This is a genomic window from Bacillus sp. SSR7 (genome assembly GCF_055902415.1).
Genome location: NZ_JBVVXV010000007.1, coordinates 174244 through 194331, shown reverse-complemented (window position 1 = coordinate 194331; position 20088 = coordinate 174244). Strand labels below are relative to the sequence as shown.

Genomic DNA, 20088 nt, shown 5'->3' with positions numbered 1-20088 from the left:
CACCCAAACGAATTGAGTGTCTTTTATTTTTATTTTCGAATTTGTCCATTTCCACGAATCACATATTTTGTGGAAGTTAATGCTGGAAGCCCCATTGGTCCTCTTACGTGTAGCTTTTGTGTACTGATGCCAATTTCTGCGCCGAATCCGAATTCAGATCCATCAGTAAAACGAGTTGATGCATTATGATAAAGTGCCGCCGCATCAACAGAAGTGAAAAATTTGCTGACGTTTTCCTCGTTTTCTGAAATAATCGCTTCAGAATGCATAGATCCATACGTATTTATGTGATGAATCGCTTCTTCTATAGAAGAAACTATTTTAACTGCTAGCGTGAGAGATAAAAATTCTGTCCCCCAGTCTTCTTCTGAAGCAAGTACAATTGAAGAATCCATTGCCAATGCTTTTTGATCACCACGTAGCTCCACGTCTCTTTCCTTCAAAGAAGAAAACAACTCGCTACCATATTGCTGCGCCCAGTTCTCATGAAGTACAATCGTTTCAATGGCATTACATACAGATGGTCGCTGCGTTTTTGCATTTATAATGATATCAATTGCCATTTGCGTATTCGCTGTTTCATCAATGAAAATATGACAATTTCCTGCACCTGTTTCAAGTACCGGAACAGACGCTTCTCTCACTACCGTATCTATTAATTGTTTGCCACCTCTTGGAATAAGAACGTCTAGATAATCATTCATTGTAAACAACTGCTTTGCGCTATCTCGCGTTGTATCTTCTATAAGCTGTACACTTTCTTGAGGTAAGCTCGTTTGTTTGAGCGCTCTGTGAATAACAGCAACGATCGCTTTATTAGAATGAATAGCAGAAGAACTACCACGTAATATAACTGCGTTTCCTGTTTTCAAACAAATTGTAGCAGCATCCACTGTTACATTCGGTCTTGCCTCATAAATCATGCCAACAACACCAAGTGGTACACGCATCTCCTGAATAGATAATCCATTGGGCCTTTCCCATGCACTTACACATTCTCCTACAGGATCACGTAATTCAATTAGCTGCTTAATCCCCTCTGTCATATCAATAATACGATTTTCAGTTAGCATAAGACGATCAAGGAGTGAATCAGAAAATCCTTTTGCCTTACCTTCTTCTATATCCCGTTTGTTTTCCTCTAAAATATAAGCTGTTTCATTTATTAATTGATTTGCAACCATAGCAAGTGCTTCGTTTTTTTCATTTGTAGATTTTAGTACAAGTTCCCTAGCAACCTCTTTTGCTCGTTTCCCCTTTGCCAACACTTCATTCATTTTTATTTCCTCCTTTTTAACATCACTATTCTTAAAGTGAAACCCAATGATCCCTATGGATGACTTCATAATTATGCCTTTCGCCTCTTGCTTGAATATGTTTGCTTTGCATACCTTTTATCTCTCTTAATTCCTCTGCGCTATATGTGCATTGTCCTTTTCCAATTACGCGCCCTTGTTGCGTCATTACTTCTACAACATCGCCAACTTTGAAAAATCCTGACACATTTGTAACACCAGCAGGAAGAAGACTTTTACCATGCTGAATGATAGCTGTAGTTGCTCCGGCGTCTATTTCAATTTGACCGCTAACAACCGAATGCAAGGCAATCCATTGCTTGTTCATCTTCATTTCTTTTTGAGGGGCATTTCCGACATACGTTCCGTCACCTTTCCCCTTTAAAACATCAACAAATTTCTCTTGTCCACATCCTGTACCGATAAATACACTTACCCCAAGAGATAGCGCCGTCTTTGCAGCATCAATTTTTGATTTCATACCGCCAGTCCCAAGTTTTGAGCCAGCATCTCCAGCAAGAGAAGCGATTTCTTCTGTAACTTCAGGAAGGAAATAATATTTTTTCGCATCCTCATTTTTTTGAGGATTTTTATCATATAAACCGTTCACATCTGTAAAAATCATAAGCATATCCGCCGAAACAAGTCCGCTTACTAAAGCTGATAGCATATCATTATCACCGAACGTTAGCTCCTCTAAAGAGATGGAATCATTTTCATTAATAATTGGAAGAGCAGAACGGTTTAGTAACTCTCCTAACGTAGCGTATGCGTTACTATATTGTTCTTTTCTAGAAAAATCACTTCTCGTCAGCAAAAGTTGCGCAGTAACAATACCATATTTACGGAATTCCTCCGTGTACGCCTGCATTAACAAACTTTGTCCGACAGCCGCAGCAGCCTGTTTTCCTTTAATTGTTACAGGTCTGCTAGGATATCCTAGGGCAGAAAAACCTGCAGCAACGGCCCCAGATGTAATTAACAAAACTTCATGCCCTTCCTCTTTCAATCGAGCCAATGCGGCAACATGATCTGAAAGTTGTTCTTTAGAAATGCCTCCGTGACTATCCGCCAAAGAACTGCTCCCAATCTTTACAACTATTCGCTGTTTCTTCACTTTTTTATCCCCCAAGTCTAAAATTAAAGTTTTTTATACATTACACTTCTATTCATACAGCTTTCTTATAAGTGCTGCACCTAGCCTTTTTAAGAGCAAAATAAAAATGACCGCTTCGCCCTTAATAAAATAAAAAGGACGAAACGGTCATTGTTCCGCGGTACCACCTTAATTGATATACATAGATATCCACTTGGTGCCTATAACGCAGGCGAACGCTTAAACTTTCATTTAAGACTCAGGGATAGGTTCGATACATTCTATACGAGGAATCTTTCAGCCGGTGAATTCCACTCTCTTTCGCAAGAAGACATATGTACTATTTCCCTTCAACGATTTTCAATCTAATTTTTTTATATTATGCGATATAGTTTGTTTTTGTGTCAAGAGGTATTTTATAAAATAAATAGAGCGACAAGCTCTTGTATGAAATGATTGCCCTAATGAATGAAAATACAAATCGATATAAGTTTAACACATATACTTAAATATAAAACCTCAAATTATAGTGTATATATTTACAGAATATCGAATATAATTGATTTTTATCTTTTACTGTTGCAAAAAGATATATATTCTCTTAGAATGTTTCTTTATATTGCATGGAGATGTTATTGTTATTTTAAGATAACAATTTCGAATTGATATAATTTATGATAAAAGGAGCAAGATTGAGTAACTATGGACAAACAAATTGGATTTATCGGATGCGGAAATATGGGGATGGCTATCATTGGCGGGATGCTAAATAAAAATATAGTGTCTTCAAATAAGATCATGTGTTCAGATTTAAACACGACGAATTTAGAAAATGCTAGTGAAAAGTACGGAATAACTACAACTACTAACAACAATGAAGTCGCTAAAAATGCTGATATTTTAATTTTATCAATTAAACCAGATTTATACTCATCAGTAATTAACGAAATTAAAGAAGTGATCAAAAGCGATGTTATTATCGTAACGATTGCTGCTGGAAAAAGCATCAAAAGTACTGAGGATTCTTTTAATAAGAAGTTAAAAATTGTTCGAGTAATGCCTAATACACCTGCTCTTGTTGGTGAAGGGATGTCTGCATTATGCCCGAATAAAATGGTGACAGAAAAAGATTTAGAAGATGTACTAAACATTTTCAATAGCTTTGGTCAATCAGAGATTGTAAGTGAAAAATTAATGGACGTTGTAACATCTGTAAGTGGTTCTTCACCAGCATACGTATATATGATTATAGAAGCGATGGCAGATGCTGCTGTACTAGATGGCATGCCAAGAAATCAAGCATATAAATTCGCAGCTCAAGCTGTATTAGGCTCTGCAAAAATGGTACTAGAAACAGGAATACATCCTGGTGAATTGAAAGATATGGTTTGTTCTCCTGGCGGAACAACGATAGAAGCTGTAGCTACATTAGAGGAAAAAGGTTTACGAACAGCTATCATTTCAGCTATGCAACGTTGTACACAAAAGTCTGTTGAACTATCTGGTCAAACGCAAAAGTAAAACTATATAAGAAATCACGTTAACTATGAATTTAATTAGAAATGCACTACATGATAAACGGCCAAACGCATATATACTTGAGTTTGGCCGTTTCAACTTTTAATTATATTAAAATAATTTTACTTATTCCTTCCCTACTATACTTGTGTAATTTTATTAGAAACAAGTAATTTTTCAATACAAATCGGTAACATATCTAATAGCGTTTCAAATGCATAATTTACATCTAGACGTTCTGTCCATTGATGTGCATCTTTTCCTACCGGTCCCATATTTAATACTGGAACGTCAAACTCTTCTAATTCCTGAAGTGGAATTGAGTAACCTTTATCCCATAATGGCATATTATCTACAAGTGAACTCATTGAATATAATGGATTCTGTAAGCCCACATAGCTCAAATCTGAAATTCCTCCAAAATAGTTTTGGTTTTCAAATGTAATATTATGATTGGAGTGTGCATACTTTTCCATTTCTCCAACTACTTCTTTAATTAACTGGTTATTGCGTGAACTTACAGCTGGATAGTATGGCGGAGCAAAGAAAAGTACAATCATCGGTGCCTTTTCTTTACATAAGATGGCTAATTTATCTACTAAATCAATCGTTACCGCACGATCATCTTTATCTTCTCTATTTTTAATAATGCTAGATTGAATTTCATCTATTTTCTCTTGCCCATGTTGTTCAATTGCATAAGCGATAAGTTCTTCATACGTTAATACATTTACTTTGAGGTTAGGTGGTATAAATGGATTATATTTAGAAAAACGATATGCATGTTTTTCATACGACTCTTCTATTTTCTCTGCTACTTTTGTTACTTTTTGACGCAGTAATGAAACCACATCTGTCATTGATTTTTCTAATAAAAACAAATTAAATAAAGTGACTGCACGATGCGGAATTTGTACAGAATAATCCTCCTTTAAGTCCCTTTGAAGTAAATTAGTTGGCGGAGGACTCGCTTCCCCTTCTACAATGTCACAAAGGTCTGTATTTAACTCTAATTCTGCTGTTATTAATGAAGCCATATAACTCCCATTTAAGCCTGCAAAAGGTTCGCCTACATGTGTCTCTTTTCCGTAGCAAAGAAAACCTGGTAACACTTTACCAATAGAACCAGTATAAATATATTTCTTTTGATCACCAGGGTGCCTCGAAAACATAGGCTCTGAATTTAGTACCGTTTTATACTCCAAGTTATGTTCTCTTGCTAACTCTAGTAATCTTGGAACAGCAGCTCTCATCCCTACAGAGTTTACTTCTTCATCTGGTACAGCCAATAAAAGAACATTCCCATCAAATCTTCCTTCACAAGCTTGCTCAATCATTGCCATTTGTATCGTGAGGCCGCATTTCATATCCATTGTTCCTCTACCAAACAACCAATCTCCATGCTCTATATCTTCACGTACATGATCTGGAAGTTCATCTTTATGAGAATAAAACATAGAAGTTAACTTTTTAGGATTGAATGCATCTTCTTTCCACACTCCGTAATCTTGTACATCTACAACATCAAAGTGACTTACTAGAATTACGGTGTTTTTTGTACGATCGCTTTTCTTTACTAGTGCTGTAACAAAATATCGTCCGTCCCCCGTCGGATTTTTTTGCAAATGGTGCGGATTTTCTTTGAAGTACTGTAAATCAGATAATTGTTCCACAACGAAGTTTGGCAATATCACTTCAGCTTCTGTACCTGTAATACTAGGAATTTCAACAAGACTGCTTAATAATTGAATCAATTGTTCTTTTGATTGCCACTTTGACATATAAATCCCCCTATTTTTCCGCATTATGAAAATGAATTCCAGTATATGAATAAAAAAATGACGACAGTTATCAAAATTATAGTTCTGATGTACTGCCGATTTTTATTGATATTTCATGAGCTGCTTGTTTCACCTTACTAATAAGAAAAGAAAGTCGATCATCATTAATGCGATGACTAATTAACCCAACACTTAATGCTCCTACTACTTTATGATTAAATCCGATAATAGGTGCAGCTACTGAAGCTGTCCCTTCTGTTTTTTCTCCATAACTGACAGCATATCCTTCGTTTCTTATTTGCTTTATTTGATCAAGAAGAATTTGCTTTTGTTCTGGTAAAGCAGAAAGTAGCTGCTCAACAATATATTCCATTTCATTCTGTTTCATATTGGCTAACATCGTTTTATTTGCGGCACCAATTGAAAGTGGAATTTGTTCCCCTAAGTTATCGATAACTCGAATTTTTAAAGGGCTATCAATTCTTTCAATAATAATAGAATGTGTTCCATTTGGAATGTTCAAATAAACACTTTCTTCCACTTCATAGGCCAATCGCTTCATTACTTCTCTTGCGACTGATCTGTAGTCTACCTTCTCCAATTGTCGTAATCCTATTTCCATCCACATTGGTCCAATTTTGTACTGTTTCGTCTCTGAAATTTGCGTAACTAGCCCATGCTCGATTAGAGAGTTAAGTAGTCTATGTACTGTACTAACTGGGAGATGTGTTCTGTCCGCTATATCAGAAATGGCCCAATACTCTTTTTCATTGGTAGAATTTAATAACTTTATAATACTTATTGCTCGATCAATGGACTGTACCATAACTCACCTCTACTTGACTTGTAATATGTTAGTACGCTCAATTACCTATCAATTTAACAAAAATTCGAAATGAAATCAATCTATTTATTAAATTTTCTAAAAATAAAATATACTGTGAACAATAATTTGAAAGCGTAAACAAAAAAATATTGACTTTTCTTTTTAATTATCTGAAAATTATAACAAGATTTCACATCACGGAATACATTCCATAATACGGAAAAACATCAAACTTTATTCTATCAACTACGAAAGTGAGGAAAACAATGGCGCAAGTAAATAATACAAACAATGAATTAAAACGTACGATGAAAAGTAGACACTTATTTATGATTGCACTCGGTGGTGTGATTGGAACGGGGTTATTTAACGGATCTGGCTTTATTATAAGTCAAGCTGGACCTGGTGGATCCGTACTTGCCTTTATGGCTGGTGGATTATTAATGTATTTCGTTATGCTATGTCTTGGTGAACTCGCTGTAGCCATGCCTGTTTCGGGTTCTTTCCAGGAATATGCCACTAAGTTTATCAATCCTGCAACTGGCTTTACAATCGGATGGTTGTATTGGTTAAGCTGGGCGAATACGACCGGCCTTGAATTTACAACTGCCGGCATTACAATGCAGCGCTGGTTTCCTGATATTCCTGTGTGGGTTTGGTGTTTAATATTTGGCGTTACAATCTTCACGATTAACGCATTATCTGCTCGTAGTTATGCAGAAACAGAATTTTGGTTTTCAAGTATAAAAGTATCTGCCATTATCGCTTTTATTATCCTTGGCGGCGCCGCTATGTTTGGTTTTATTGATTTAAAAGGCGACGAACCAGCTCCGCTATTATCAAATTTCGTAAATCATGGTGGTTTATTCCCAAATGGACTTGCCGCTATTCTTTTAACAATGGTTACAGTCAATTATTCCTTCCAAGGTACAGAACTTGTCGGGATCGCAGCAGGTGAAAGTGAAGATCCAGCAAAAACTTTACCTCGTTCTATTAGAAATATTATATGGCGTACGATGTTTTTCTTCGTCTTAGCAATCTTTGTTCTTGTTGCTTTAATTCCTTGGGAAGAAGCTGGATTAACAAAGAGTCCATTCGTTGCTGTTTTTGATAATATCGGTATTCCATATGCAGCTGATATTATGAACTTTGTTATTCTTACTGCTGTTCTTTCTGTCGCAAACTCAGGACTATACGCTGCTACTCGAATGCTTTGGTCTTTATCAAAAAACGAAATGGCTCCAGCATTTTTAAAGAAATTATCATCACGTGGGATTCCTCTCAACGCTTTAATCATGACAATAGCTATTTCTGCTTTTTCTCTTTTGACAAGCGTAGTAGCTGCTGAAACTGTTTACTTATGGCTCATTTCAATTTCCGGAGTCATTACCATTATTGTTTGGATGTCAATTTGTGTTTCTCAATTCTTTTTCCGCAAACATTATGTAGCAGACGGCGGAAAATTAGAAGACTTAAAATTTAAAACGCCACTTTATCCACTCGTACCAATTCTTGGTTTTGGATTGTATGGCATTATATTAATCAGTCTTATTTTTATCCCAGAACAACGACTTGGAATCTATTGCACTGTCCCATTTATCATCTTTTGCTACACTTACTATCACTTTAAAGTTAAGAAAAGAATTGCTACTAACACTCAAAGTGAAACTAAAATTAGCGAGACTATGTAATACTATACTTATATATAAAAGACCGCATATGATTTTCGCTTCATGTGCGGTCTTTTATCATACTAATTCGCTTTAAAATTATACAACGGCTTAATAATATGTTTTATATCTATCGTTTCTTTTGTATTTTCTATAATTTCATCCATTGGCTTGTATACCATTGGTGCCTCATCAATAGTGCTTTCTACTACTGATGTAGTCCACACCTCTGTCATCGTACTTTGAAATTCCTCTAGACTCAATGATTCTTTAGCCTTCTTACGACTCATGATACGTCCGGCCCCATGTGGACCAGAATAGTTCCAATCTGGATTACCTTTACCAAACGCAATAATTGAACCATCTCTCATATTAATTGGAATAATGACTCGTTCATCTTTCTGAGCTGAAATAGCACCTTTTCGTAGAATCATATTTTCTATGTCTATATAGTTATGTATCGTAGTAAATTGATCCGTTACTTTCCAGTCCATTTTAGCGACAATTTCATCAATCATTGCTTTACGATTCACCTCAGCATACTTTTGAGCAATATTCATGTCATTCATATAATCTTTGAATCCTTGCCCTTCTAAATAAGCTAGTTCTTTACGAATCTTAGGCTTCTGAATTTCACGTAAAGTTTCTTGTATTTCTTTTGCTCTCCCTTCTTCAGTTAATCTCTTAATAATCTCATCTTTCATCGATGTAACATCAATTAATTGTTCATACGCGAAGTTCTGGTAATATTCTGCTATTTGCTTTCCTAAATTACGAGAACCACTATGAATGACAATATATACATTCCCTTTGTCGTCTTCATTTAGTTCAATGAAATGGTTCCCTCCCCCAAGAGTACCTATACTTTTTTGAGCACGTTGTAATGTAAATGGTGCTCTCACACCATCAAAATCAATCATTTTTGAGAATCGATGTTCTTTATCTCGGATACGAAAACCACTTGGAACGAATTTACGAATTGTTTCGTCTAAATAATCGAAATTAATTTCTTCTTTTTTCTTATCAATTACAACCACTTCCATCCCACACCCAATGTCTACCCCTACAAGATTAGGAACAATTTTATCTTGTATTGTCATTGTTGTCCCAATCGTACACCCTGCTCCAGCATGTGTATCTGGCATAATACGAATTTTACTATCTTTTACGAATTCTTGGTTACAAAGATCAATAATCTGCCCAGTTGCAGTTTCATCCACGTTATTAGTAAATACTTTCGCTTCATTGTATTTCCCTCGTAAATTCAACATCTTTCATTTGCCCCTTCCCTTTGAAAGAATTATTTTATTACGTTGTATCTGTTCTTATGATTAATCATTAATCTGCTGCTTTACACTTTATATGTATTATAGCATTCACAATAATAATAAATTATAATGATACTTTGTTTACATAACATATTTATTGTTTTCTATTCTTTATACCTACACGTACATTTAAAGAAAAACTCCCCTTAAATCAAAATGATTAAGGGGAGTTTTATATATGATGAAATTAAAGTTCCGATTTCACCCGAACAGAAACATTATTTTTAATAATATTTTTGACATCTTTAAAGCTAACAAAATTGTTACTTTTCTCATCCCAAAGACGGAAACGTAGTGATTGTAAGCTTGTAGCAAGTGTAATTGTTGGTACATTTTTTAACGGAAGCGTATTATTGTGTGCCTCTTCTAGTTTATAGTTAGGTACTCTTGGGCTTAAATGGTGAACATGATGGAATCCAATATTACCAGTTAGGAATTGCAAGATTTTTGGAAGTTTATAAAATGAACTTCCTTCTACTGCCGCTTTTACATATTCCCAATCTTTATCCTCTTCAAAATAAGAATCCTCAAAAGTGTGCTGTACGTAAAACAGCCAAATCCCTACTGAACCTGCTATTAAGAATATCGTACCGTGTACTAACAGAAACGATTGCCACCCTATTGCCCAGCAAAGTATTGCTACTACAGCAACGATAATAATATTCGTCAAATACGTATTCATACGCTCTTTCTGTCTTGCACCTTTTCGGTTAAATCTATTTTTAAGCAAGAAAACATAAATCGGACCTAATCCAAACATAACGAATGGATTGCGATATAAACGATATGCTAAACGAAGTCTAAAAGGTGCAGCTACATATTCATCGACTGTAAGCGTCCAAATATCTCCTGTACCTCGCTTATCTAAATTACCACTTGTAGCGTGATGAATCGCATGCTCATGCCCCCATTGATCAAATGGGAATAACGTTAACACACCCATACATGTACCTACTATTCTATTTGCACGTCGACTTTTAAAGAATGAATAATGGGTACAATCATGAAAAATTATGAAAATTCGCGTCATAAAACCAGCAGCTAACAGAGATGGAACTAATGCTAACAGATAAGAAACAGACAAACTTTTATAAGCGAGGTACCATAAAATAACAAATGGCACGACTGTGTTAATAAGTTGCCACACACTTTTTTTAATCGTTGATTTTTCATACGGAGCAACTTGTTTTTTTAAATTTTTAGTATTTTCAAATGTCATTTTTCTAATTCCTTTCCTTTTTGTTGCTAATTCACATTATAGCATACTATTAGTATCAGGTGTTAAAAGTAGATGTAATAAATATTATATACTATAAAAATCTCTTTTTTCTTACTCAATACTTACAAATTACTTACGCTCAAAATAGCGCTATAATTGAACAGATTGAGCATTTTATTTATCAAATACATTTCCAATCTTTACAATTAAAACCGAGAACTTTTTTACAAGCAGAAAAGAGCTGCTATAAGTCCGTTTCACCGGCTTATGGCAGCTCCTCTTCATTTCACTTTATTTTATCGATGGATCCAAACTGCACCTGCAGACTTGTCTTCAGCTTGACCCACTACTTCAAACTTCAATCCTAGTTTTGGTAACTTACGTCCGGCATCTGGAATAACGCTATTGATGTATTGCTTAGAATCATCAAATTTTGCAACTCCTGGTAATCCTTTATAGTCAAAGATACCACGAGTTGGTGAATTTACTTTCCATGCTGGCGTTTGATCAAATGAGAATGCCGCATCGGCAATTTGATAACGTGTACTGCTCTTCACAGTAGGTTGTCCGTTTAATGTTCCTACGATTGCCTCTGGATGAGAATCTATTACTCCAAGGAACCCTTCACCTGGATGAACGCCTACCCAGTTATCTGTAAAGCTTTGATCCGCATACCATACAACCATTCCTGTATTAAATACTGGACCACGTGCATATTGTAATGCAGTATCAGACCCAGCGTAATTACGCCATTCGATATAGTAGTTATTTTTTTTCTGTTCAAATCCGTTAGACACAGTAAATCCTTTTAGTGTCATTGCTGGCTGACCTTCTGCATCATCAGAGAAAACAACTTTTCCATCTACAGTTAAGGCTGCATTATCTAACGCAAATCCTTTATAAGCTACTGCAATATCTGTTAAGTACTCAAATTGCAGTTTTACTTTCTTTCCTTTGAATTGACTTAAATCGTATGATTTATCAACCCACTTACCATCAGTTGTATCTGTGCCGCCTTTTACATCTTTTTCGCCCATTCTATCAATGCGTGTCTTCGTTCCATCTTCTGCAATCGCATATACGTCAAGGAAATCATACTTCGCTTCAAGTTCGTAAAATGCCTTATAATCAAACTTAGCCTCCTTTGCATTTGTTAAGTCAAATACTGGTGTCTCAAGTGTTGTATGAATGTCATTTCCTTTTGTACTGTAATAGAACTTCTTACCAAACGCCGATTCGATATTTTTTATATCTTTGTCTGGTAAGTTAACACGAACAATTCCTGGTCGTTTTGATTTTGTAACACTTTGATCTAAATATGTTGCAGCACCAATTCCTGTACGAAGTTTATCATAATCTACTTCAAGAATATTCGCCCAATTCCCCTTCATATTCTTTTGGAAAAACTCTTTATTTTGCGGTGAGAAACTCGTTGGTTCTGTTCCTGCAATTTTTCCAGCCCAGCTACCGCCGCTCATAATAGACCATGACTCAACAGGTTCACCTTGTCCAGAGTACTTTGTATCATATTCATCTGGTAAACCTAAATCATGACCATACTCATGCGCAAACACACCAACTGCTCCATCTTCAGGCTCGATTGTATAATCGTATGCAGCCATCTTTCCGCCCCAGTTCGAAACAGAAGATTTTGTACCATCAATCGCATATGGCTTCGACCCTAGTTTTGAACGATGAGACCAAATCGCATCATCTTTCAATTTACCACCGCCAGCTTCTTGACCAACACCAGCATGTACAACCATTAAATGATCAATAATGCCGTCTGGCTCGTTTTTATTTCCATTACCATTTTGATCGTACTGATCATATTGATCAAAGTCTGCTAAATTTATCCCTTTTGCTACCGCTGCTTTTAATGCTTCTTTCACAAGATCTTTTGGTCCTAAAGGTCCCTTGTTATCATGTCCAGTTCCCGCATCAGCACCATAATCTGACGCTTTTCCTGGAACAGTAAGCCATTCCGTTACAGTTCCGTCCACTGTGTAGCTTCCACCAGATTGTTCTTCATAATATTGTTTAAATGTATTAATTTTCGATCCATCAAATAATGTAAATGGTTCATCACCAAATAACATTTTTTGATAATGTTCACGATTAAAGTCTTTAGAATACATATAACCTGGTTCTTGATCAATATTATTATGCTTAAAATCGCTAAATTCTACGAGTAACACAAGTACTTTATCTTTTCGAACAGCTCCATTGTACTCAGCTTGCTTCGCTGGTGTAGTCGGTACTTTTCCATTTAATTTCCCAGAGTTCAATGCTGCACCTTGCCCAGCTACTGGTCCTACCTCGGGCTGCTGCGCTTGTTCATTTTCCTTCATTTTTGCATCTTTTACTTTTTTCATAAAATCTGATGCTTCTTGCGTAAGGTTATCTCCTGTCAAGATTTCTTTCCCAGGATTTTCCCCTTTCTTTTTCTCAACATAATTTTCGACAGCCTTTGATGTCTCAGCTTGTGATGCAGATTGATCAATTACTCCCCGTTGCTTCAGCGCTTCTGCCAAACGCTCCTCAGGTATTAAATGCTCATCAATTGGTAAAGATGGTGGTGCATCAGCATACGCTGCATGACTTCCAAAAGCAAACGTACTACTTAATACTGCCGCTGTTGTTAATACCGCTAAAGGTTTTAATTTCTTTTTCTTTTTCAATGTATTTCCTCCCCAGTGTCTGCAAATTATCGTTTTTTGCCGATAGAAACATAATATTCGTTATAATACGAATATTCAATCTTTTTAAAGAACTAAAATGTTGAGAAATATTTTTTAAAGGGTGAAAAACATAAAATAGATACATTTACAGAAAGTACATTCTAGAAATTATGATTCTCTTTCCTTTTTTTGAATGAAATTTCATCTACACAAAAAATGCCAATTCCTTAGCTAGTACTTAGGAATTGGCATTTTTTAGCGAGAATGCTTTATGAATAAACGGATTGCTTCTTCTGGTACATAGAACTTGCCATTACTTTCTACAACTACACTACCTAATTCATATTCTTTATTCTTAATACGAATTATATTTTTATTTACAAATAATTGAGCTTTTACATTATTACGTTTCACCATGAGCACCCAGTTTTCTGCATCCCTTTTGTCTATTGTTACTGTTGCACCATCCTGCTTAAAGGCTGATTCACTTTCTACAAATAATTTGTTTGTTACTTCTTCCAAATTAAAGCCCATTGCTTTCGCCATCTTCTTCGCAACGTCCGTGTTTTGGATCAATCCAGATGGCTTTTGAGGACCATATGAATATAAGAATACGTCCTCACCTGTATGCCCTCCTGTTGTGAATCCTATGTTCGCACGGTTGGCCAATAATGTAGTAAGTATTGGGCCTACTTCCGATTTCTTTTTTGCTGCTTTTACTCTTTCTTTTTCATCATAAGTTAAATTGTCCACACCATATAATTTAGCTACATCTTCTACATTCGATAAGTCAGATTTAAGTTTCTTTGTAGTTCCTTCAAGTGTCATTTTCGCTTTTTTTAATGGATCAATGTATGCAGAAACCGGCGTAATATTATAACCTTTTGTCGTATTCCTATTCCCGATAGAAATACCGCTGTTACCATGGTCAGCTACGGCTATTAACATCGTATTACCATCTTTTTTTGCAAATTTTAATGCTTCGGCAACTGCGTTATCAAATGCTAATACATCACTAATCATCCCAATTGGATCATTCACATGAGCTGCCCAATCTGGTTTACTTCCTTCTACAAATAAAAAGAAACCAGCTTTGTCTTTTGCTAATGTTTGAATTGCTTTATCTGTCATTTGAGAAAGTGTTGGTTGCTCTGGATTTGTCGCTTCACGATCCATATCGAATGCTAAGGCATTATGTGAGAAAGAGCCCCAAATTTTATTAGATTTGGATTTCAATAATGCTTCTTTCGTTTCAACAAAGTCGTACCCTTTCTTTTGAATCACTTTTACTAAATCTTCACCATCTTTTCGAATCCCACTATCTGTCTCAGGTAGAAGTGCCGCTTTTCCCCCGCCTAATACGACATCTATATTTTGATACACTTGTTGCTCCGCGAGCACTTCAAAATTTTTACGATTCATATGATGAGCAGAGAATCCAGCAGGAGTAGCATGCTGAATTTCAGCTGTAGCAACAATTCCAGTAGCGCGCCCAGTACGTTTGGCACCTTCTAAAACATTGGCAACTGGCCGTAACTTGTCCTCTTCTTTTATTGGTTGTAAACCAGGTGAACTTACAGTAGAAGGTAATACACCTACATATCCTGAATTCGATTTATTCCCCGTCGCTAAAGCTGTAGCTGCTGGGGCTGAGTCTGTTATAGCTGATTCCGCCGAATATGTACGAACTCCTCCTGTTACAATCTCATCTAATGCAAGTGGTTTCCCTTTATACAAACGAGCTAATGTCGTTGCTGTAGAACTCGTTCCGTCCATAACCATTATGATTACATTTTTCGGTTGACGTTCTACTTGTTTCACCTTAGCTCCCACCGTATGATCATTCATCATGCTTTCCGTACATAACATACTTAATGCAATTGTTCCTACTAACAGTAACCTCTTCATGAGTAAACTTAAATTCGACATTGTTCTTCCTCCGTAAATATACAAAAAGATAATTTTCTTTTACATTCCACAACTTATATATGTTTTATTAGTCCCCAATTTCCATGAAGCTAACAATCATTACCTTCACTTTCTTTTATTTAAAAAGCAACGGTACATATCATAGCTTTTTATTTTCAAATAATTAGAAGCCAAACCTCTTTTATAAAAATGTCTTATCATTCTCTTCAATAACATATATTTATCAATAAAAATCCGATTAAAATGAATAAAAATTTATTGTTAAACAATAAATTTTATGTTAAATTAAAAGGATAATTTAAAAATGAGGTGCTTTTTATGAAACAAGGATCAACACTCTTTTTAAAGATAGCTATTATCCTTATCGGTATTCCTGTTTTCGCTTTGTGTATATTTTCAATTCCTAACATCGGGAATTATGCAGCAGAATTGTATCCCGATATTGCATATATAAAATATCTTGTTTTAATCAATCTATATGCAACGGTGATACCTTTTTATTTCGCTCTATACGAAGCCTTTAAACTTGTAAGCTACATTGACAAAGGTAATGCCTTCTCGAAATTATCTGTTAGAAGTTTAAAAAAGATAAAGCAATGCGCTATTACAATTAGTATATTATATGTAGTAGGCATGCCACTCTTCTATCTCGTGGCTGAGAAAGATGACGCACCTGGTATCATTATAATTGGCATGATCCTAATCTTTGCTTCAATGGTAATCGCGGTCTTTGCTGCCGTTCTCCAAAGACTATTAAAAGATGCGATAGATATAAAATCAGAAAATGATTTAACGGTCTGAGGTGAATAATATGGCAATTATTATTAATATTGATGTAATGTTAGCGAAAAGAAAAATGAGTGTAACAGAGCTTTCGGAGAGGGTTGGAATTACAATGGCTAACCTTTCTATCTTGAAAAATGGAAAAGCAAAAGCAGTCCGTTTTTCAACTTTAGAAGCAATATGTAAAGCATTAGAATGCCAACCAGGGGATATTTTAGAATATCAACCGGAAGATACCGAATAAAAAGAGTCCTTCTCATATGAAGGACTCTTTTTATTCGGTATTACGGCGCAAAACTAACTCGGCCATTCAAAACTAAAATAATCGCGATAATCCAAAATATAAAGAATGATGAGGACAGTATGAATGAAAGAATAGCAATCCCTTTCTTCTCTGTTTTTTTCGTCATTGTAATTACTGAAAGTATGATACCTAAAACTGTAAGAGCGACTGTAATATAATCTCCCACTATATTACCTGCATTCGCTATCCTTGTTGGCGTTATAAAAACGAACAGAAAGCATAAAATGCCGATGAGTAAAGATATGTAGCTTATTATACTGTACTTCTTTTTAGTAACTAGTTCAGTTTTCATACTAGCCCACCCCTTCTATATAGCTATGAGTTCATATTAGCACAAATAACCATAATTTGGTTAAATCAAAAAAACAGATACAGCAGGAACTTCCACTGTATCTGTTTTTTATTTAATAACTAAACCTGCTATTTCTTCTCTATCATTATAAGTTATAATAAATGTCAGTTGTTCTTTACTATATTTCGCTACAAGAATAACCGTGTATAAACCATCGTTTTCTTCAATCGATTGTTTTTCAATTTTTTCGAACGTACCAGCTTTCTCGATTATAGGTGTAAGATCTTTCATCTTTTCTTCTGGCAATGCAGCTTTCATTTTACTATCAAATTTCTCATACACTTCTTTATACTTTGCTTCATTTAATAATGATACAATTTCTTCCGCCTTCGGAATAAATTTTTTTGATGTACTTTCATTTACTTTATTACCGGTACACGCTGCAAGCGCAAACGCCGCGATAGCACTTATAATAATAAGTAACATTTTTCTCATTTTCATACACCCTTTCTTTTTAAAATGAAACTATAACTCAAAACGAGTAACGCACAAATTGCTATTGAAACTTCTGATATAATGATCCCGCTTTTTCCTGGTACATAAAGTGATATAATGCCCGCTATTGCATTTGCAGCCCCATGGATGAGAATTGCATATACAACATAACGAAATTTCTTTTGGACGACAGCTTGCAATACAATGAAGGAAAGCCCAACATGTAATACCATCGCAAAAATACGCTCAATGCCTCCGAAATAGTAACTGTCACCATTTTGAATGACTGTTTGTGAAAATAATAGGGATATTACTGGGATGCCAACTATTAACACTGCTTCAATACCACCATGCCCTGCCCCAAATAAAAAACCAGACTGCCAATCTCGTTGTTTCATAAAATAGCGCATGGCGATAAAACGAGCTACCTCTTCAAAAATTCCAGCTGATAAACTAAGCAAAAGCGCAAATAGGACAGGCTGCATAACAGAAAACATTTGAAAATCTGTACTAGTTCCATTTACATAATTCAGTATTGGTATACGAATCAATATTTGTGATACAACAAAAGCCAATACCCCTAACATATATGGAATATAACGTTTCTTCCAAACAGCATATAAAAGTGCAATAAGCGGTAAACCAAAGCTAATCATTGCTGTAAAAATAAGACCATTCATCTCGCTTCACCTCTTACTTAAAGTGTATAAAAATGAGTGAAGAAAGTATGTAGTTATTTCCTATTCGGTTTCATTTTCATCATAGATGGTTATTTCATCTCTTTTAATATAAATGTTTGGGTGAAATAAGGACTTACATAAGTTGTTTCTAATGTCGCATTATTTGTTTTATTCATGATACGTTTTAATGAGAATAGCCCGTATCCTCTAGTCCCTTCTTTACTTGAATGGTTTTTCTCATAAATTTTTTGCAAATCAATCCCTTCACTCTTTGAACTATTACGCACGATAAAATATTGTCGTGAATCCATTTTAAAGAATGCGATTTGTAATATCTTCTCCTCACTTTGTGCTGCTTCTTCAATTGCATTGTCTACTAAAACTGAAATGATGCGAATAAATGAAATAATCGCCATCGAAACACTTTCAATGTTCTCTGGTATATCGAGCATTACTTTTATTTGTTGCTGCTGGGCAGTACCGACTTTCGCTCTTAATACACTTCTTACTTCAGGAATATGTATGCGAGATAATTTTGCGATATCAAGTTCATGATCATTTATTGTTTTTAATGTGGGAGCAATAACATCGTAGTACACTTGCTCAATTTCTTTCACATTTTTTGTACGTATTCCCTCTTCTAACGATAGTAATACATTCATATAATCATGACGGAAACTAGCAAGCTCATCATGCATATTCTCTAATTTCTCCACATAATCTAATAACTCTTTATCTAAACGTTTTTCATGCTCTTCTCGTAACTTTTCTTTCGATAAATGTGAGCTTATTAGTACAATGATTAGTAATAATAAAAAAATAATAATCGCTGAATTATAACTTATTTCACTGTATTGTTGATTTATTCTTGCTAAAAACTCAGTTGACGGCTGAGTTAAAATTAGTTCAATAATAAACCCGACAATTAATAATATGTAAGTTATATAATATAACGGACTACTTACTATATATCGAGCAATTTTTTGAATTCTTTTACGCGCTAATAGAATACCGATAAAAGTAAGTGTCGTTACGGTAAGATGAATTATACTTCCTGTCCATAAATATAAATTAAATGGCGTTAACATAAAGAGTTTCATTCCTAAATCCAAAAGCAACATTTTTACTAACGTTATAATCACCATGCTCACTAGTGCAAAATATACATTATGCTTAAGTCTTAGTTCATTTTGCATTAGTCCTAGACTTATTAAAAATAACACAATCGTACTATTCAATTCTGGATATCTCGTTACTGTTACGACAATAGCAAGTAAAATAATGAATACCGCACTTAAAGCTATTAACATTCTAACTGACAATCTGTTGTACTGGATTAATTGTATGTATAAAAACGTATGACACATACTAGTAAGCAGTATTGCAAATAAATCATAAATATACATTACATCTCACCCTTTAACATGTTACGTACTTTACTCACTAAACGACGTGATACCGGAATACGTTTCCCGCTTTTTAAAACTATCATTTTCTGCTTCGTATCATAAGAAGACATTTGCTTCGTATTCACGATATATGATTGATGACAACGAAATAAACGTTCATCTATTAATTCAATTTCTCTTAAAGTTCCGTAAAAATAAACGATTCGATCTAACGTCACTAATGCTAACCGGTGTGGTTCATCAGTCATAACATATTCAACTTCATGAAAAGGAACCCGCACAGTCGCATTACTATTTTCAACGATAAAGTCATCGGATGGAATAATATGCTTATTTCTTGCTTCATATTGAAGTAAACATTGTTCAAAAACTTTATATCTCTCCTCGTATGGCAACCCTTTATCAATGAAAGTTAAAGCAGATACCATGTATTGATATGAAATAGGTGCAAATTCAGAATGCGTCGTTACAAACACAATAATTCCTTTCGTATCATACTTTCGTATTTCTTGCGCCACTTGTAACCCTTTTCGCTCTTCTCTTTTTATCTCTATATCTAAAAAATAGATTGGGACATATCTCGCCTTAGAAATATTAGTAATAATATTTTCACTTTTACTAGTCACCTCAATAAAATCAAAGGGCAACCTATATTTCTCGCAAATCTCTTCAACTAGCCGCTTCATTTGCTGTGCTTGTATGACATCGTCTTCTAAAATGAAAATACTCATGTGATCACTCGCTTTATTGAAATCTTTTCATCTATAGATTTATCTATAAAT

General features: G+C 35.0%; 17 protein-coding genes and 1 other annotated feature. Of the genes, 4 read left to right on the top strand and 13 right to left on the bottom strand.

What is annotated here, in order from left to right; genetic code table 11:
* Nucleotides 1–29: 29 nt before the first annotated feature.
* On the bottom strand, nucleotides 30–1277 hold the full coding sequence (locus AC0NJG_RS15440; RefSeq protein ID WP_087953309.1) for a glutamate-5-semialdehyde dehydrogenase: 1248 nt from the start codon (nucleotides 1275–1277) through the stop codon (nucleotides 30–32).
* A 31-nt stretch (nucleotides 1278–1308) separates the two neighbouring features.
* On the bottom strand, nucleotides 1309–2412 hold the full coding sequence (proB, locus tag AC0NJG_RS15435) for a glutamate 5-kinase (RefSeq protein ID WP_474063203.1): 1104 nt from the start codon (nucleotides 2410–2412) through the stop codon (nucleotides 1309–1311).
* Nucleotides 2413–2543: 131 nt separating this feature from the next.
* Nucleotides 2544–2754 (bottom strand) — a binding site (T-box leader).
* A gap of 339 nt (nucleotides 2755–3093) precedes the next feature.
* On the opposite strand from proB, the gene proC reads away from it, so the two are divergent.
* Entirely contained in the window at nucleotides 3094–3912 is an 819-nt protein-coding gene (gene proC, locus AC0NJG_RS15430; RefSeq protein ID WP_087953306.1) for a pyrroline-5-carboxylate reductase, read from the top strand.
* Between the two features lie 137 nt (nucleotides 3913–4049).
* Here proC and AC0NJG_RS15425 read toward each other — a convergent pair whose 3' ends face one another.
* Nucleotides 4050–5690 carry a M20/M25/M40 family metallo-hydrolase gene (locus tag AC0NJG_RS15425; RefSeq protein ID WP_474063202.1) on the bottom strand — a complete coding sequence of 547 codons (1641 nt, stop codon included), beginning with the start codon at nucleotides 5688–5690 and terminating at the stop codon, nucleotides 4050–4052.
* Between the two features lie 76 nt (nucleotides 5691–5766).
* Entirely contained in the window at nucleotides 5767–6516 is a 750-nt protein-coding gene (locus AC0NJG_RS15420; protein WP_088328204.1) for an IclR family transcriptional regulator, read from the bottom strand.
* Nucleotides 6517–6782: 266 nt separating this feature from the next.
* Here AC0NJG_RS15420 and AC0NJG_RS15415 point away from each other — a divergent pair, with 266 nt between their 5' ends.
* A complete protein-coding gene (locus AC0NJG_RS15415; RefSeq protein ID WP_087953303.1) occupies nucleotides 6783–8207 on the top strand; it encodes an amino acid permease in 1425 nt (474 codons plus the stop codon).
* A 62-nt stretch (nucleotides 8208–8269) separates the two neighbouring features.
* On the opposite strand, the gene AC0NJG_RS15410 is transcribed toward AC0NJG_RS15415, so the two are convergent.
* From AC0NJG_RS15410 to AC0NJG_RS15395, 4 genes are all read right to left on the bottom strand, one after another.
* Nucleotides 8270–9457: an RtcB family protein gene (locus AC0NJG_RS15410; RefSeq protein WP_087953302.1), complete on the bottom strand. Its 1188-nt coding sequence runs from the start codon at nucleotides 9455–9457 to the stop codon at nucleotides 8270–8272.
* Nucleotides 9458–9701: 244 nt separating this feature from the next.
* Nucleotides 9702–10733: a Delta(5) desaturase DesA gene (gene desA, locus AC0NJG_RS15405; RefSeq protein WP_140168750.1), complete on the bottom strand. Its 1032-nt coding sequence runs from the start codon at nucleotides 10731–10733 to the stop codon at nucleotides 9702–9704.
* Between the two features lie 296 nt (nucleotides 10734–11029).
* Nucleotides 11030–13414: an immune inhibitor A domain-containing protein gene (locus AC0NJG_RS15400; protein ID WP_087997184.1), complete on the bottom strand. Its 2385-nt coding sequence runs from the start codon at nucleotides 13412–13414 to the stop codon at nucleotides 11030–11032.
* A gap of 255 nt (nucleotides 13415–13669) precedes the next feature.
* Nucleotides 13670–15343, bottom strand: a complete 1674-nt coding sequence (locus AC0NJG_RS15395) for an alkaline phosphatase (protein ID WP_087953300.1) — start codon at nucleotides 15341–15343, stop codon at nucleotides 13670–13672.
* 318 nt (nucleotides 15344–15661) lie between these two features.
* On the opposite strand from AC0NJG_RS15395, the gene AC0NJG_RS15390 reads away from it, so the two are divergent.
* Both AC0NJG_RS15390 and AC0NJG_RS15385 read left to right on the top strand, forming a co-directional pair.
* Nucleotides 15662–16144 (top strand): DUF2975 domain-containing protein, encoded by a 483-nt coding sequence (locus AC0NJG_RS15390; RefSeq protein ID WP_087953299.1) that lies wholly within the window; start codon nucleotides 15662–15664, stop codon nucleotides 16142–16144.
* Between the two features lie 10 nt (nucleotides 16145–16154).
* The gene (locus tag AC0NJG_RS15385; RefSeq protein WP_087953298.1) at nucleotides 16155–16370 is read left to right on the top strand and encodes a helix-turn-helix domain-containing protein; all 216 of its coding nucleotides are present in this window, start codon (nucleotides 16155–16157) and stop codon (nucleotides 16368–16370) included.
* A gap of 40 nt (nucleotides 16371–16410) precedes the next feature.
* Here AC0NJG_RS15385 and AC0NJG_RS15380 read toward each other — a convergent pair whose 3' ends face one another.
* The 5 genes from AC0NJG_RS15380 to AC0NJG_RS15360 form a co-directional block, all read right to left on the bottom strand.
* Nucleotides 16411–16722, bottom strand: a complete 312-nt coding sequence (locus AC0NJG_RS15380) for a hypothetical protein (protein ID WP_087997182.1) — start codon at nucleotides 16720–16722, stop codon at nucleotides 16411–16413.
* A 108-nt stretch (nucleotides 16723–16830) separates the two neighbouring features.
* Nucleotides 16831–17217, bottom strand: a complete 387-nt coding sequence (locus AC0NJG_RS15375) for a DUF3887 domain-containing protein (protein WP_087953296.1) — start codon at nucleotides 17215–17217, stop codon at nucleotides 16831–16833.
* A gap of 2 nt (nucleotides 17218–17219) precedes the next feature.
* Complete coding sequence (locus AC0NJG_RS15370; protein ID WP_087997181.1) at nucleotides 17220–17897, bottom strand: YhfC family glutamic-type intramembrane protease; 678 nt, start codon at nucleotides 17895–17897, stop codon at nucleotides 17220–17222.
* Between the two features lie 89 nt (nucleotides 17898–17986).
* Nucleotides 17987–19303: a GHKL domain-containing protein gene (locus tag AC0NJG_RS15365; RefSeq protein WP_087953294.1), complete on the bottom strand. Its 1317-nt coding sequence runs from the start codon at nucleotides 19301–19303 to the stop codon at nucleotides 17987–17989.
* Nucleotides 19303–20037, bottom strand: a complete 735-nt coding sequence (locus AC0NJG_RS15360) for a LytR/AlgR family response regulator transcription factor (RefSeq protein ID WP_087953293.1) — start codon at nucleotides 20035–20037, stop codon at nucleotides 19303–19305. The genes AC0NJG_RS15365 and AC0NJG_RS15360 overlap by 1 nt, the downstream gene beginning before the upstream one ends.
* Nucleotides 20038–20088 lie beyond the last annotated feature (51 nt).